General features: G+C 70.6%; 15 protein-coding genes. 9 read left to right on the top strand and 6 right to left on the bottom strand.

Features of this window, described 5'->3' with window-relative positions; genetic code table 11:
* The first annotated feature begins 122 nt into the window (after positions 1-122).
* The 6 genes from ITJ67_RS09545 to ITJ67_RS09520 are packed head-to-tail and all read left to right on the top strand — an operon-like array spanning position 123 to position 4,479.
* Entirely contained in the window at positions 123-1,376 is a 1,254-nt protein-coding gene (locus ITJ67_RS09545; protein ID WP_194677456.1) for a HesA/MoeB/ThiF family protein, read from the top strand.
* Positions 1,373-2,632 (top strand): gephyrin-like molybdotransferase Glp, encoded by a 1,260-nt coding sequence (gene glp, locus ITJ67_RS09540; RefSeq protein ID WP_194677455.1) that lies wholly within the window; start codon positions 1,373-1,375, stop codon positions 2,630-2,632. The genes ITJ67_RS09545 and glp overlap by 4 nt, the downstream gene beginning before the upstream one ends.
* A 2-nt stretch (positions 2,633-2,634) precedes the next feature.
* On the top strand, positions 2,635-3,108 hold the full coding sequence (gene moaC / locus ITJ67_RS09535) for a cyclic pyranopterin monophosphate synthase MoaC (RefSeq protein WP_104331413.1): 474 nt from the start codon (positions 2,635-2,637) through the stop codon (positions 3,106-3,108).
* Positions 3,090-3,956 (top strand): molybdenum cofactor guanylyltransferase, encoded by an 867-nt coding sequence (mobA, locus tag ITJ67_RS09530; protein WP_194677454.1) that lies wholly within the window; start codon positions 3,090-3,092, stop codon positions 3,954-3,956. The genes moaC and mobA overlap by 19 nt, the downstream gene beginning before the upstream one ends.
* Positions 3,953-4,234: a DUF6457 domain-containing protein gene (locus ITJ67_RS09525; protein ID WP_160074012.1), complete on the top strand. Its 282-nt coding sequence runs from the start codon at positions 3,953-3,955 to the stop codon at positions 4,232-4,234. Before mobA ends, ITJ67_RS09525 begins: the two co-directional genes overlap by 4 nt.
* Entirely contained in the window at positions 4,231-4,479 is a 249-nt protein-coding gene (locus ITJ67_RS09520; RefSeq protein ID WP_160074010.1) for a MoaD/ThiS family protein, read from the top strand. The genes ITJ67_RS09525 and ITJ67_RS09520 overlap by 4 nt, the downstream gene beginning before the upstream one ends.
* Before the next feature lie 15 nt (positions 4,480-4,494).
* On the opposite strand, the gene moaA is transcribed toward ITJ67_RS09520, so the two are convergent.
* Genes moaA through ITJ67_RS09500 form a run of 4 tightly spaced genes read right to left on the bottom strand, consistent with a single transcriptional unit; the run spans position 4,495 to position 6,999 of the window.
* Positions 4,495-5,613, bottom strand: coding sequence for a GTP 3',8-cyclase MoaA (gene moaA, locus ITJ67_RS09515; RefSeq protein ID WP_194677453.1), 1,119 nt, complete (start codon positions 5,611-5,613; stop codon positions 4,495-4,497).
* Positions 5,610-6,032 carry a molybdenum cofactor biosynthesis protein MoaE gene (locus ITJ67_RS09510; RefSeq protein ID WP_160074006.1) on the bottom strand — a complete coding sequence of 141 codons (423 nt, stop codon included), beginning with the start codon at positions 6,030-6,032 and terminating at the stop codon, positions 5,610-5,612. The genes moaA and ITJ67_RS09510 overlap by 4 nt, the downstream gene beginning before the upstream one ends.
* Positions 6,029-6,550: a MogA/MoaB family molybdenum cofactor biosynthesis protein gene (locus tag ITJ67_RS09505; RefSeq protein ID WP_160074004.1), complete on the bottom strand. Its 522-nt coding sequence runs from the start codon at positions 6,548-6,550 to the stop codon at positions 6,029-6,031. Before ITJ67_RS09505 ends, ITJ67_RS09510 begins: the two co-directional genes overlap by 4 nt.
* A 44-nt stretch (positions 6,551-6,594) precedes the next feature.
* The gene (locus ITJ67_RS09500; RefSeq protein ID WP_160074002.1) at positions 6,595-6,999 is read right to left on the bottom strand and encodes a DUF1304 domain-containing protein; all 405 of its coding nucleotides are present in this window, start codon (positions 6,997-6,999) and stop codon (positions 6,595-6,597) included.
* A 54-nt stretch (positions 7,000-7,053) separates the two neighbouring features.
* Between ITJ67_RS09500 and ITJ67_RS09495 the strand changes: the two genes are divergently transcribed.
* From ITJ67_RS09495 to ITJ67_RS09485, 3 genes are all read left to right on the top strand, one after another.
* Positions 7,054-7,614: a TetR/AcrR family transcriptional regulator gene (locus ITJ67_RS09495; RefSeq protein ID WP_194677452.1), complete on the top strand. Its 561-nt coding sequence runs from the start codon at positions 7,054-7,056 to the stop codon at positions 7,612-7,614.
* Between the two features lie 89 nt (positions 7,615-7,703).
* A complete protein-coding gene (locus ITJ67_RS09490) occupies positions 7,704-8,081 on the top strand; it encodes an ArsR/SmtB family transcription factor (RefSeq protein ID WP_160073998.1) in 378 nt (125 codons plus the stop codon).
* Positions 8,078-8,563 (top strand): SRPBCC family protein, encoded by a 486-nt coding sequence (locus ITJ67_RS09485; protein WP_160073996.1) that lies wholly within the window; start codon positions 8,078-8,080, stop codon positions 8,561-8,563. The genes ITJ67_RS09490 and ITJ67_RS09485 overlap by 4 nt, the downstream gene beginning before the upstream one ends.
* A gap of 163 nt (positions 8,564-8,726) precedes the next feature.
* On the opposite strand, the gene ITJ67_RS09480 is transcribed toward ITJ67_RS09485, so the two are convergent.
* Together ITJ67_RS09480 and ITJ67_RS09475 are read right to left on the bottom strand one after the other, a co-directional pair.
* A complete protein-coding gene (locus tag ITJ67_RS09480; RefSeq protein WP_194677451.1) occupies positions 8,727-10,016 on the bottom strand; it encodes a glycosyltransferase in 1,290 nt (429 codons plus the stop codon).
* Entirely contained in the window at positions 10,013-12,319 is a 2,307-nt protein-coding gene (locus tag ITJ67_RS09475; RefSeq protein WP_194677450.1) for a glycoside hydrolase domain-containing protein, read from the bottom strand. The genes ITJ67_RS09480 and ITJ67_RS09475 overlap by 4 nt, the downstream gene beginning before the upstream one ends.
* Positions 12,320-12,384 lie beyond the last annotated feature (65 nt).

The raw sequence follows: 12,384 nt of genomic DNA, 5'->3' as shown, positions 1-12,384 counted from the left end.
TCGCGGGTGGCGACCACAAGTCAGCCCTGGGCGGCGTGTGCGGCGAGCGTCGCGGGCGCGAGGTGGACCGGGCAGGGTTGCCTGCCGGTTGGCTGCGCGGGATGCGGCGGTAGGGTGACGCCATGCGCCTCGCACCGCTTGTCGAACCGTCCCCAGAACTCCGGGGCGACGAGCTCGCCCGAACCGCTCGACAGCGCCGCCTGCCCGAGCTCGGCGAGATCGGGCAGCGCCGCCTCGCCGCCAGCCGGGTCGCGGTCCTGGGAGCCGGGGGCCTCGGCGCTCCGGCGCTGCAGTACCTCGCGGCGGCGGGGGTCGGCACGATCGGGATCATCGACGCGGATGCGGTCGAGCCGAGCAACCTGCACCGGCAGGTCATCCACGGCATCGACGACGTCGGCGCTCGCAAGACCGCGAGCGCCGCGCGCAGCCTCCGGCGCCTCGCGCCAGAGGTGACGGTCGTGGAGCACGATGAGCGCCTCGATGGGACGAACGCCGAGCGCATCCTCGGCGGCTACGACCTCGTGCTCGACGGCGCCGACAACTTCCCGACGCGCTACGCCGTAGCCGACGCGTGCACGAGCCTCGGCCTGCCGCTCGTGTGGGGCTCCGTGCTGCGTTTCGACGCGCAGCTCACCGTGTTCTGGTCGACGCCGCCGGCGCCTGCGGAGGGCGTCACCCTGCGCGACGTGTTCCCCGAGCCGCCACCGGAGGGCTCGGTGCCGTCGTGTGCCGAGGCGGGTGTGCTCGGCGCGCTCTGCGGCGTCGTGGGCTCGATGATGGCGACCGAGGCGATCAAGCTCATCACCGGGATCGGCGACGTGCTCCTCGGCAGGCTCCTCGTCGTCGAGGCGCTCACGATGCGAGTCTCCGAGGTGCCGCTCCGGGCGGCCGATCACGCCGCCCGTGACCACGTGGCAGGCACCGCTGCCAAACGGACAGCAAGCTCGCGGCCGCCGACAGCATCGCCCGCTCCGGAGGAGGACCGAACAGCCCCGCAGACGAGGCCGGCCCCGCTCGACTTCGATCCGGTTCGGGACTCGCGCGGCCAGCTGATCGACGTGCGCGAGCCGGACGAGTACGCCGTAGATGCGCTGCCAGGCGCCCAGTCGCTGCCGCTCAGCGAGCTGCTCCAGTTGGAACGCGAGCCGGAGGTGCTGAGAACGCGACTTCTCGGGCTCGCGGGAGGGCACCCGGGCACGCGGGATGCCCCGTTCAACCTCTACTGCGTCTCCGCCGCGAGGGCCAGGCGGGCGGCGCTGCTCCTCGCGCCGCACGGTTTCGACGTGCGAGTGGTGCAGACACCTCAGCTGCAGGTGTTGCGAGCATCCAGCGGCACACTCGGCGTGGATGCGTCTGAGACGGGGGCGCGGGCATGATCGAGGTCGAGACGCAGCTTGCACGCGTGCTTGGCGAGTCCCGCCAGCTTCCGAGCGACACCGTTCCGCTGGCGGCAGCCCACGGCAGGTACCTGGCGGAGAGCCTCGTATCGCGATACGCGCTGCCACCCTGGACGAACTCAGCTATGGACGGCTACGCGGTCCGCTCGGACGACGTGGCCGCAGCGAGCCCCGAGTCGCCGGTGATCCTCGACGTCGTGGCCGACCTTCCAGCGGGCACCGCCTCCGACCCCTCCCTCGCGAGCGGACAGGCCGCCCGCATCATGACCGGCGCCCCCGTCCCGGCGGACGCCGATGCGATCGTGCCCGTCGAGGCGACCGACGGCGGTGAGCGGCGGGTGAGCATCACCGCCCCGGCGAAGCGCGGCGTGCACATCCGCTCGGCCGGCGAGGACCGCCAGCCCGGAGACCCGCTCGTCACCGCAGGGTCGCGCGGGAGCGCCGAGGTGCTCTCCGCACTGGCCTCGGCCGGGTACGGCACGGCCTCCGTCGCGCGACGCCCACGCGTCGCCGTGATCGCCACAGGAAGCGAGCTCGTCGCGCCAGGCGAGGCGCTCGATCGCGGGCAGATCCCCGACTCGAACTCGCTCCTCATCTCCTCCCTGGCCATCGAGCACGGAAGCGAGCTCGTCGACGTCGTCCGAGTGTCCGACGAGGTCACCGAACTGGAAGCCGCACTGCAGGCGCTCGCGGGCCGCTGCGACGTGATCGTGCTCACCGGCGGCGTGAGCATGGGCGCATACGACCCCGTCAAGGAGCTCCTCTCCCCTGGCGGCCAGGTGCAGTTCGAGAAGGTCGCGATGCAGCCAGGCAAGCCTCAGGGCTTCGGTCGCCTCGCCGAGCCGTGGGTCGGCGAGGGCGAGCTCGGCCCCCTCGTCTTCGGCCTCCCAGGCAACCCCGTCAGCGCCTGGGTGTCATTCCTCGTCTTCGTCCGTCCGTGCCTGCGCGCCCTGCAGGGAGCCTCGGTCGTCGAGGACCCGCGCCTCAGCGCGCGCGCCGCGACCGGCTGGCGCACGCCGCCCGGGCGCCGCCAGTACCTGCCGGCGCGCATCCGCACCACCGACTCGGGGGTCGTGGTCTCGCCGGCCGCCGCGCGGGGCTCGGGTTCGCACCTCGTGGGCAGCCTCGCCGACGCGAACGGCTACGCCATCGTGGATGCGCGTGTCGAGCGGGTTGAAGAGGGCGACGTCGTGCAGGTGGTCCGCCTGATGTCGGACGTGGGTGCCAGACTCTGACCATGACGAACTTCACGCACCTCGACGCAGCCGGCCACGCACGGATGGTCGACGTCACCGAGAAGCAGCCGACAGTGCGGGCCGCGACGGCATCCGGCATGGTCTACTGCGGCGCCGACGTGCTCGAGGCCCTCACCAACGATGCAGTGCCGAAGGGAGACGCGTTCGCCGTAGCGCGCATCGCCGGCATCCAGGGCGCGAAGAAGTGCGCTGAACTCCTGCCGCTCGCCCACATCATCGGCGTGCACGGCGCCACCGTCGATCTCGAGCTGCGAGGCGACGGCGTGCTCATCACGGCGACGGTGCGCACCGCCGACCGCACCGGCGTCGAGATGGAGGCCTTCACTGCCGTCTCAGTAGCAGCGCTCGCGCTGGTCGACATGGTCAAGGGCATCGACAAGTCGGTCACGATCGGAGACATCAAGCTCATCGCGAAGACGGGCGGGAAGTCGGGGCCGTGGAAGCGCGAGCAGTAGCGCCGCCGCCGCGCAGCCGCCGCCCGACCCCGGGTCTCGATGCGGTCATCCTCGCGGGTGGCCGCGGCTCCCGTCTCGGTGGCGTCAGCAAGGGCGATCTCGAGGTCGGGGGCAGGCGCCTCATCGACGTGGCGCTCGGCGCGGCTCACGACGCCGGCGCCAGCCGCACCATCGTGGTCGGTGCGGTCGCCGTGCAGGCGCCCGCCGAGCTGATCCGCGAGGACCCCGCGTTCGGCGGCCCCGCAGCTGGCCTCGCGGCCGCCCTCCCCAGCGTGTCGGCGCCGTGGCTGCTCCTGCTCGCCTGCGACCTGCCCCGAGCTCCTGCGCTCGTCGAGCTGCTCACGGAGGCGAGCGGCCGCGGCCCGGCGGCGTCCGACGGTGAATCTGACAGTGAATCTGACATTGACGGGGACGGCTCCCCGCCTGCCTCGGCAGTGGGGGCTGCCTCGGCATATGGCGTACCCGTGGGCGGCCCCGACGGATTCGTGGTCGTCGATAGCGATGGACGCCCGCAGTGGCTTGCCGGCATCTACCGCACGACGGCGCTCAAGCGCGCCCTCGAGCATGCGGCCGCAGCGTCCGGTGTGCACGGGCTGGCCCTCCGCCACGTTCTGGAGTCCCTCACGCTGACCCGAGTGCCTGACCGGCGCGGCGCCAGCGCCGACATCGATACCCCAGAGCAGCTCGCGGCCGCACGCGCCGACGCGGCGATCGGAGCTTTCGACGCTGCCGGCACGGCCGACTCGGCCGGCTCGGCCGACTCGGTCGACTCGGTCGACGGCGCAGCCGAGCATGCCCGCGCTGCACAGCAGACCATCACCGCTCACGGAAAGGCCCAGAGACCATGACCGAGACTCCCAAGCACCTGCCACCGGAAGCACTCGACGCCTGGCTCGCCGAGGCCAAGCGCGTGCTCGAGATCGACGACGAGATCGACATCGCCGCGCTCCTCGACGTCGCGAAGGATGTCGCGCACAACGTCGCCAGGCCAGCGGCACCGCTCACGACCTTCGCGCTCGGGCTCGCCCTCGGCCGCCAGAGCTCCGCGGCCGACTCCCCCGAAGCCCTCAGCCGACTCGCTGAGCTCGTGACGGCTCGAGCGCTCTCCTGGGAGCAGGAGTCGTGAGCGCCCCGAGCCGCGTCCGCGTCTTCGCCGGAGCGGCGGAGGCTGTCGGTGGCAGCGACTTCACGATCGAAGCGGCGACGGTGGCCGCGCTCGTCCGCACGCTCAACCCCTCGGGCGACGCCCACATCGCAGAGGTGCTGTCCCGGTGCTCGTTCCTGATCGACGGAGTGCGGACCTCCGACGCCGACGCACCGATCTCGCCGGGCGCATCCGTCGACGTGCTGCCGCCCTTCGCGGGAGGCTGAAGCGACGCCGGGTCGTCAGCCGCCGATGGCGTTCATCCCACGAGCTGGCTGCAGGAAGCTCGGGTCGTTGATGGCGTGCCCGGGCAGCTTGTTGTGGATGCACGAGCGCAGCAGGCCGTCGATCGCGAGATCCGTGGCTGCGGCGCTCGCCGCGGTGTCGGCCGCTGCATCACCGTCGCCTGCGTTGGCGGCCTCGGCTCGGAGGATCGGCATGAGGTCGTACTCGCTCGTCGAGAACAGGCAGTTGCGCAGCTGACCGTCGGCGGTGAGGCGCAGGCGATCGCAGTTGCCGCAGAAGGGCGCCGTGACGGAGGCGATGACGCCGACCGTGTGCGGGCCGCCGTCGAGCGTCCACCGTTCGGCGGGGGCGCCGCCGCGGCCGGGCACGGGCTCGAGCGTGAACCTCGCGCCGAGCGACTCGAGGATCTCCTCGCGCGTCACCATCTGCGCGCGGTCCCAGGTGTGTCCGGCGTCGAGCGGCATCTGCTCGATGAAGCGCAGCTGCGCGTCGTGCTCCATGGCGAACTCCACGAGTTCGACGATCTCGTCGTCGTTCACGCCCCGCATCGCGACGGCGTTGAGCTTGAGGGGGCGCAGGGAGGAATTCTGGGCGGCGCGGATGCCGATGAGCACCTCGTCGAGCTTGTCTCGCCTGGTGAGCGCAGTGAAGCGCTCGCGTCTGATCGTGTCGATGGAGATGTTGAGCCTGTCGAGGCCGGCGTCGATGAGGTCGGGGAGCATCTGCGGGAGGCGGATGCCGTTGGTGGTCATCGCGACCTGGACGGGGCCATCCGGACCCCGGAGCTCGGAGATGCGCCGCACGACTTCCACGACGTCCGGACGCAGGAGCGGCTCGCCTCCGGTCAGCCGGAACGTGGTGATGCCGGAGGCTGCCGCGATCCGGGCGATGCGCACGATCTGCTCGGTGGAGAGGATGCTCGCCTTGGCAAGCCATTCGACGCCATCGGCCGGCATGCAGTACGTGCACCGCAGCGAGCACTTGTCGGTGAGGGAGATGCGGAGGTCGCGGTGCACCCGGCCGTGCTTGTCGACGATCGGGTCGCCGGGCGCAGGCTCGAGCTGCGGCTCCACGAGCCTCGGGCGGCGTGCGATCGTGACAGGGACGCCGGTCATGGCAGACCCACCCAGGAGGTCGCGCCGTCGGCTTCGTGCTGCTGCTTCCAGATCGGCACCTCGGCCTTGACCGCCTCGACGAGGGCCCGGCTCACCTCGTAGGCGTCGCCGCGGTGCGCGCTGGCGACGCAGGCGATGAGGGCGATGTCGCCCACTCGGAGGTGTCCGATACGGTGGCTCACGGCGACCCGCACGCCGTCACGGGCGTGGTGCGCGACGAGGCTCTCGAGGACGTGCTCGGCGTCGGGATGCGCGGTGTAGTCGAGTGAGACGACTCGTCCGCTCGCCTCGGGGTCGTGGTCTCGGATCTGGCCGACGAAGGTCACGACGGCGCCCGCGTGGGGATCCTCGACGGCGGCGAGGTGCTCGGCGAGGAGCAGCTCGTCGCTCGTGACTCGGGCGAGGGGGCTGGCACTCACGGAGTGTGATCTCCGCCTCGGAGCTGGTCCAGGATGTGCGGGATGAGCGGGGCCAGCAGCGCGACGCCGTCCCGTGCGGCGCCCGGTGAGCCGGCGAGATTGACGACGAGGCTCGGCGCTCCGCGCCCCGGTCGGTCGATGATGCCCGCGAGCCCGCGCGACAGCACGGCCGTCGGGACCCGGTCGCGGGCTGTCGCTCGCAGCGCTTCGGCGATGCCGGGAAGCTCGCGGGTGATGAGGGGCCAGGTGGCCTCTGGGGTCTCGTCGCGGGGCGAGAGGCCCGTGCCGCCGAGGGTGAGGATGATGTGCGCGTCCGAGTCCGCCGCGTGGGCGATGGCGTCACGGACGACCGTGGCTCCGTCGGGGACGACGCTGAGCGTCACCGCCGTGTAGCCGTGCCGGGCGAGCGCCTCGAGCGCCGCTGGACCCGAGAGGTCCTCGCGCTCGCCCCGCGAAGACCGATCCGAGACCGTGATGACGGCGATCGTGGCCTGCTGTGCTGGGGACGCTTCCTGCATGGATCGAGCGTACCCGCTCGTCTTGCCCGTCAGCCCAGCTCGACTCAGGCGGCGAGCGCTCCCGTGGCAGCTGCGATGCAGAGCAGCACCACGGCGAGCAGCGGGAAGCTCCCCTGGACGGTGCCGGCGCGCAGCTTCGTGCGGTCGCTCGTGACGAGGACAAGCGCGGCGAGCAGCATGGAGCCCGCTCCGGCGAAGATCAGCGTCGCGCCGATCACGCTCTGCCCTGCGATCGCGAGGATGACGCCGAGGCCGGCGATGATCGCGAGGAAGAGGTTGTAGAAGCCCTGGTTGTAGGCCATGGACCTGGTCGTCTCGGCGACCTCGAGGGAGGGGATGCCGAACGTCTTCCTCGTCGACTCCGCCGTCCAGCGGACCGACTCGAGGATGAAGATGTAGACGTGGACAAGCGCCGCAAGGGCGGCGAAGACGAGGGCGGCGATAAGCATGTCAGCTCCAGGATCGGTGTATTCTGCAACGAACGTTACAGTATCGGAGGCCACATGGCACGCACGATGAGCTTCGACCGCCAGGACGTCATCGCCGGCGCACGCGCCCTCTTCTGGCGCCAGGGCTACGACTCCGCGTCGACGAGCGACATCGAGGCCGCTACCGGCCTGAGCAGATCGAGCATCTACAACACCTTCGGCAGCAAGCGCGGCCTCTTCGACGCCTCCGTGCAGAGCTACCTGGACGACGTCGTACACCCGCTGCTCGCGCCACTGCTCGCGGATCCGACACCCGCATCCGCGCTCGACGACTACCTGGCTCGCCTCTCAGATGCCGTAGCGACCCAGGAGCATCGCAACGACGTCCGCGGCTGCCTCCTGCTCGCGACGGCCTCCAGCTCACTCTCCGAAGACCGGGAGATTCGCGCCTCGATCACCGACTACCGAGCGACGCTCGAGCGTGCGATCTCGCGGGGCACCCGCGCGCTCGACCTCACTGAGGGCACGGCCACACTCGTGACCGCGGCCGTCGTCGGCGCCCTGACGATCGCGCGCGTCGATGGCGATGCCGCACGCGACGCACTCGAGGCGGCTCGCCAGCTCCTTCGAGCCTGAGGTTCATCAACCGAAAGGTTGACAAGTGCTCCCGCGCGTCGCAGACTGGGTTCATCAACCACACGGTTGACGAACCCAGTCGAGGAGCTATGACCACCGACGCGCTCTCCCCCGTCTTCGCGGCGCTCGCCGACCCGACGAGACGCGACATCGTCGCGAGGCTCGCCAGCGGCGACGCGACCGTCGGAGAGCTCGCAGCCCCCTACGACGTTTCCGTGCAGGCGATCTCGAAGCACCTCCGCGTCCTAGAGGACTCGGGCCTCGTCACCCGCACGAGCAGCGCGGTCCGCGCACCCCGGCACCTCGAAGCGGAGGTCCTCAGCCTCATGACCGCGTGGATCGAGCGCTACCAGGCAGCCGCAGAGGCGCGGTTTCGCCGACTCGACGCGCTGCTCGAGACCCTGCCGGACGACGCCACGCAGCGCCCAGCACCAGACCCAGAAACAGCGAAAGGAACCACATTATGAGCACCACATCAGCCAACGACACCGCCGTCACGGTTGGCGAAGACGTGCCGAACGTCTCCGTCGTCCGCGAGTTCGAGGCCACCCCGGAACGCGTGTTCCGCGCGTTCGTCGACCCTGACCTCTTCACGAAGTGGGTCGGCCCGCACGAGGTCTCGACGAATATCGACCACTGGAACGCGACCACAGGAGGCGCGTACCGGTGGGTGAACCTCAAGGACGGCGAGGAGATCGCGACCTTCTACGGCTCGTTCCACGAGGTCCGGGAGAACGAGCGCATCGTGCAGACGCAGACCTTCGAGATGATTCCGGACGGCGTGCTCCTCGAGACCATCGTGTTCGAGGCGCTCGAGGGCGGCCGCACTCGGGTGACGAGCACGAGTCTGCTCGAGTCGTTCGAGATGCGCGACGGGCTCGTCGCGAGCGGCATGGAGCACGGCGTACGAGAGGGGTACGAGAAGCTCGACGCCCTCCTCGCAGCCTGAGCCGCCCCGTTTGGCCGACGCCCCGTCTCGCGGACGCGGGCACCCACCAGCCTGTCCAACTTCGGTGCAATATTCGGCCCAATCGACCTCGCGATGGCGCGAGCCCCCGGAATTGCACTGAAGTTGGACAGACACTCGAGCAGGCACTCTCGTGCCGCGCGGGTCAGGCCGCCATCGCGACTCGAGGCAGCCGGTCGAAGAGCTTGTCGAAGACCGCCAGCCGGTCGAACTGGAGCGCGTAGTCGCGCGCCTGGACGGCAAGCAGCCGCCGCTCGGCGGCGCTCGTCTCGAGGACCGCCGTGTTGAGCGCGTCCGCGATCGACGATGGGCTGTTGACGGGCACGATGAGCGCGTGGTCCCCCACGGCCTCCCCGACGCCGCCGGTGACGGTCGTGATGACCGGCCCGCCGCCTGCGAGCATCTTCTCGGCGAGCGCGATGCCGAAGGTCTCGATGAACTCGGGGCGCGGCTTCGTGGGCAGCACGAACGCCGCGCATCCAGCCATCAGGAAGGGCTTCTCGGCGTCGCCCACGTCCTCGAGGAAGTGGATGCGGTCGGCCAGCGGAGACGCGGCACCGATCGCCTTCAGCTCCTCGGCCTGCGGCCCTCGTCCCGCGATGACGAGCTGGATCTCGGGGTCGTCGGCGACGCGGGACTGCTCGAAGCCCGCGATGAGATCCTCGACGCCCTTCGCCTCTGTCAGCCTCGACAGGAACATGACGTAGCCGTCGCGCTTGAGTCCGCGAGCCTCCACGGCGGCGGTGATGTCGTCGTCAGCGAGGTCGACGTACGCGCTCGAGTCGATGGCCGGGTAGGAGATGTCGATGCGCTCCTGGCACTGGGGGGCGTAGCGGGTGCCGTGCTGCGCGTCCACCTTGGCGGCCTCCCCGACGATGAGATCGCGCGTGTACTCGGAGACGGCGACGCACACGTCCTGGGACAGGTAGGCGGAGAGGATGTGAGCTGCCGCGCCGAGGCGGCCGTCCTCGACGGCGTGCTTGACGACGTTGGTGACGTCGGAGCCGACGGCCTCGGCGATGGTCGTGACGTTGACGGGCAGGCCCGTCGAACGGGCGACGGTGAGCGCCTCCGCCACGGCGAGCGTGTGGGGGCTGAGGTAGAGCGACATGCAGACGGTCGGCACCCCGTCCGTGAAGAGCTCGACGAGGCGGCCGACGATCCCAGCGAGGTAGCGGCCGTCCGGTACCTTGTAGTCGCCGACGGGCGCGGGGCGGTCGACGAAGATGCCGTCGCTGTAGGGCATGACCGTCTCGAGGGGCTTGAGCGGCAGCCCTGCCGCTTGCAGGCGCTCGATTGGCCAGGTGACGATGCGCACCTCGTCGAAGCCGCGCAGGCGTGCGGCCTCCGCCAGGTTGCGGGCCTCGACGGAGTGCCCGCAGATGACTGGATCGGCGCGGACGACGATCACGAGGCGGTTCTGGATCTTGTTCATGAGGGTCCTCCCGGGTTTGGTGTCGTCGGCTGGCCGTCGACGAGGGGTGGGGTGGCGGGGATGGATGCTGCGGGTGAGGTGGGTGCGGCTGGTGGGGCGGATGCTGGGGCTGGGAACGACGACGGCAGGTCCTGTTCGCGGGTGCCCCAGTCGCTCGGCTCGGGCCCGAGCTCCAGGTGCAGCTCCTGCGCCGCCATGAGCTCGCTCGGCGACAGCCAGCTCCTGCTGAGCGGCCTGCCGTCGAGGTGGGCGCTCTGCACGTACTGCACTGGGCCGCTGTGCGCGGGTTCGCGGAACCCTGTCGTCGTGATGCGGAAGCGCTCCCCGTAGACCGCGAGCGACGACTCGGCGAAGGCGGGCGCGTTGATGAGGAAGCTCGCCTGTCCCGCCACGGGGAACAGCCCGAGCGAGGCCCAGACGTACCAGGAGCTGAGGCCGCCCGAGTCGTCGTTGCCTGGCAGGCCGCCTCGGCCCGTCGCGTACTGCTGGGTGATGATGGCGTGCACGATCTCCGCGGTCCGGTCCGGGCGTCCGGCGTAGTGGTACGCCCACGGCGCCTCCATGTCCGGTTCGTTGTTGAGGCCTTCGAAGCGTCCGAGGGCGTAGCCGGCCGCGAGCTCCGCGATGCCGGGTGATCGGCCGGGCTGCACGACGGGCTGGGCGCCGTAGCCGAAGAACTCGTCGAGTTGCGCGACGAAACCCTCCGGCCCGCCGCTCAGCTGCATCCGCCCTGCCATGTCGTGGAGGATCCGGAACGAGTAGTTGTGCTTGGAGCCCTCGTAGAAGTTGGAGTCGACGAGCAGGCCCGTGGCCGGGTCGAACGCGCCCCGCCACTGCCCTGCGCGCTTCTCGAGCTGCTGGACGAGCTGGAGGTCGCCGACTCGGGCCGCGACGCGGGCCGTGCACCAGTAGCCGAACGCGAGGTCGAGGGTGTGCGTGATGGGATGCGCGACGCCGCGCAGCAGGAACTCCTCGCCGTACGTGCGCCGCAGGTCATCGGCCATGTGCACGAGCGCCCAGTCCCAGTCGATGCCAGGCAGCCCGAGCTGGCAGAGGTCGGCGAGGAAGGTGTGCGCGAGCGCGCTGCCCTGCCGGGAGAAGCGATCGCTGCCCTTGGCCATGCGGTAGCCGATCGGGAAGTTGCCTTCCTCCTCGCAGATGGTGAGGAGCGCGTTGGCGAGCTCGACGGCCTTGTCCGGGCGCAGCGCGGTGAGCAGGGGAAGCTGGGTGCGGTAGATGTCCCACATCGTGGACAGGTCGAAGACGAAGGGTCCGTCGCTTGGCCAGAAGGGGCTCTCGTTGAGCGCGAAGGAGGGCTTGACGAACGAGTGGTACATGGCCGTCGAGAAGACCGTCTCGCGCTCGGTAGAGCCCGTCTCGACCTGGACCTCATCGAGCAGCTCCTGCCAGGCGCGCCCGGTGTCGGCGAGTCGGTCCGAGAACCTGCCCTCCCCGTCGCCGCAGTCGTCCCTGAGGTTCTGCTCGGCCTGCTCGACCCCGCGCAGGGAGAAGCCGATGCGCACCTCGATGACCTGGCCCTCCTCGCTCGGGCCCGCCCACATGAGGCCGAAGGGCCGCAGGGTCGTGGGGCGGATGTGGTCGAAGTCGAGCCGCGTGCCGCCGGGCATGAGGCGCCGATCGTGCCACAGCATCTGGCGCCACTGGGGGGTGTCGCATTCGATGTGCACGGCGAGCGGGGCGCCCTCTGCCACGATCTCTCCCGTCGCGACGCCGGGCCTGACGGTCTCCAGGTGGGCCCGCAGCGGGACCGTGGCTCCGTAGGGGATGGCGAGGCCGCCGAGCGAGAAGTCGACGACGACCCTGGCGCTCGAGTGCTTCGGGAACGTGTATCGGTGCACGGCGCTCTTGGGACCCACGGTGATCTCGGCGCGGATGCCATTGCCGAGCGTCGCCGCGTAGTAGCCGGGTGAGGCGTCCTCGTCGTCAAGCGACCAGGTGCGCCCGAGCACGTCGAGCGGCTCGATCATGGGCGTGACGCGGAAGTAGTTGTAGTACTTCCGGATCGCCCCGGTGCCCGATTGCTGGAAGTGCGTGAATCCCGAGGCGAGCGTGCCGTCGTAGATCGTCTCGGGGATGCCCTCGAGGCTGAGGTCGTAGCGGCCGTAGCCGGTCGGGTAGGCGCCAGAGTAGGCGCAGGCCGAGACCATCCCGAGTGGGTAGGTGGCACCCGGATGGGTGTTGCCGATCTGCGGCTTCGGCCACCACCAGGTCGCGGCGAGGCCCGTCTGCGTCGGCAGCGCGGTGGGCTCTGTGCCGATGAACGGGTCTACGCGGGTGGTCATGCTGTGAGCCTGGACGGGCCCTGCTACGGGAGTGTGGACGTCACGTTACGTTCACGCGTCGGGAG

Source organism: Pseudoclavibacter sp. VKM Ac-2867, from assembly GCF_015351275.1.
Classification (GTDB): Bacteria; Actinomycetota; Actinomycetes; order Actinomycetales; family Microbacteriaceae; genus Pseudoclavibacter.
The sequence above is the reverse complement of the archived record's forward strand: the minus strand, read 5'-3'. Positions and strand labels throughout refer to the sequence as shown.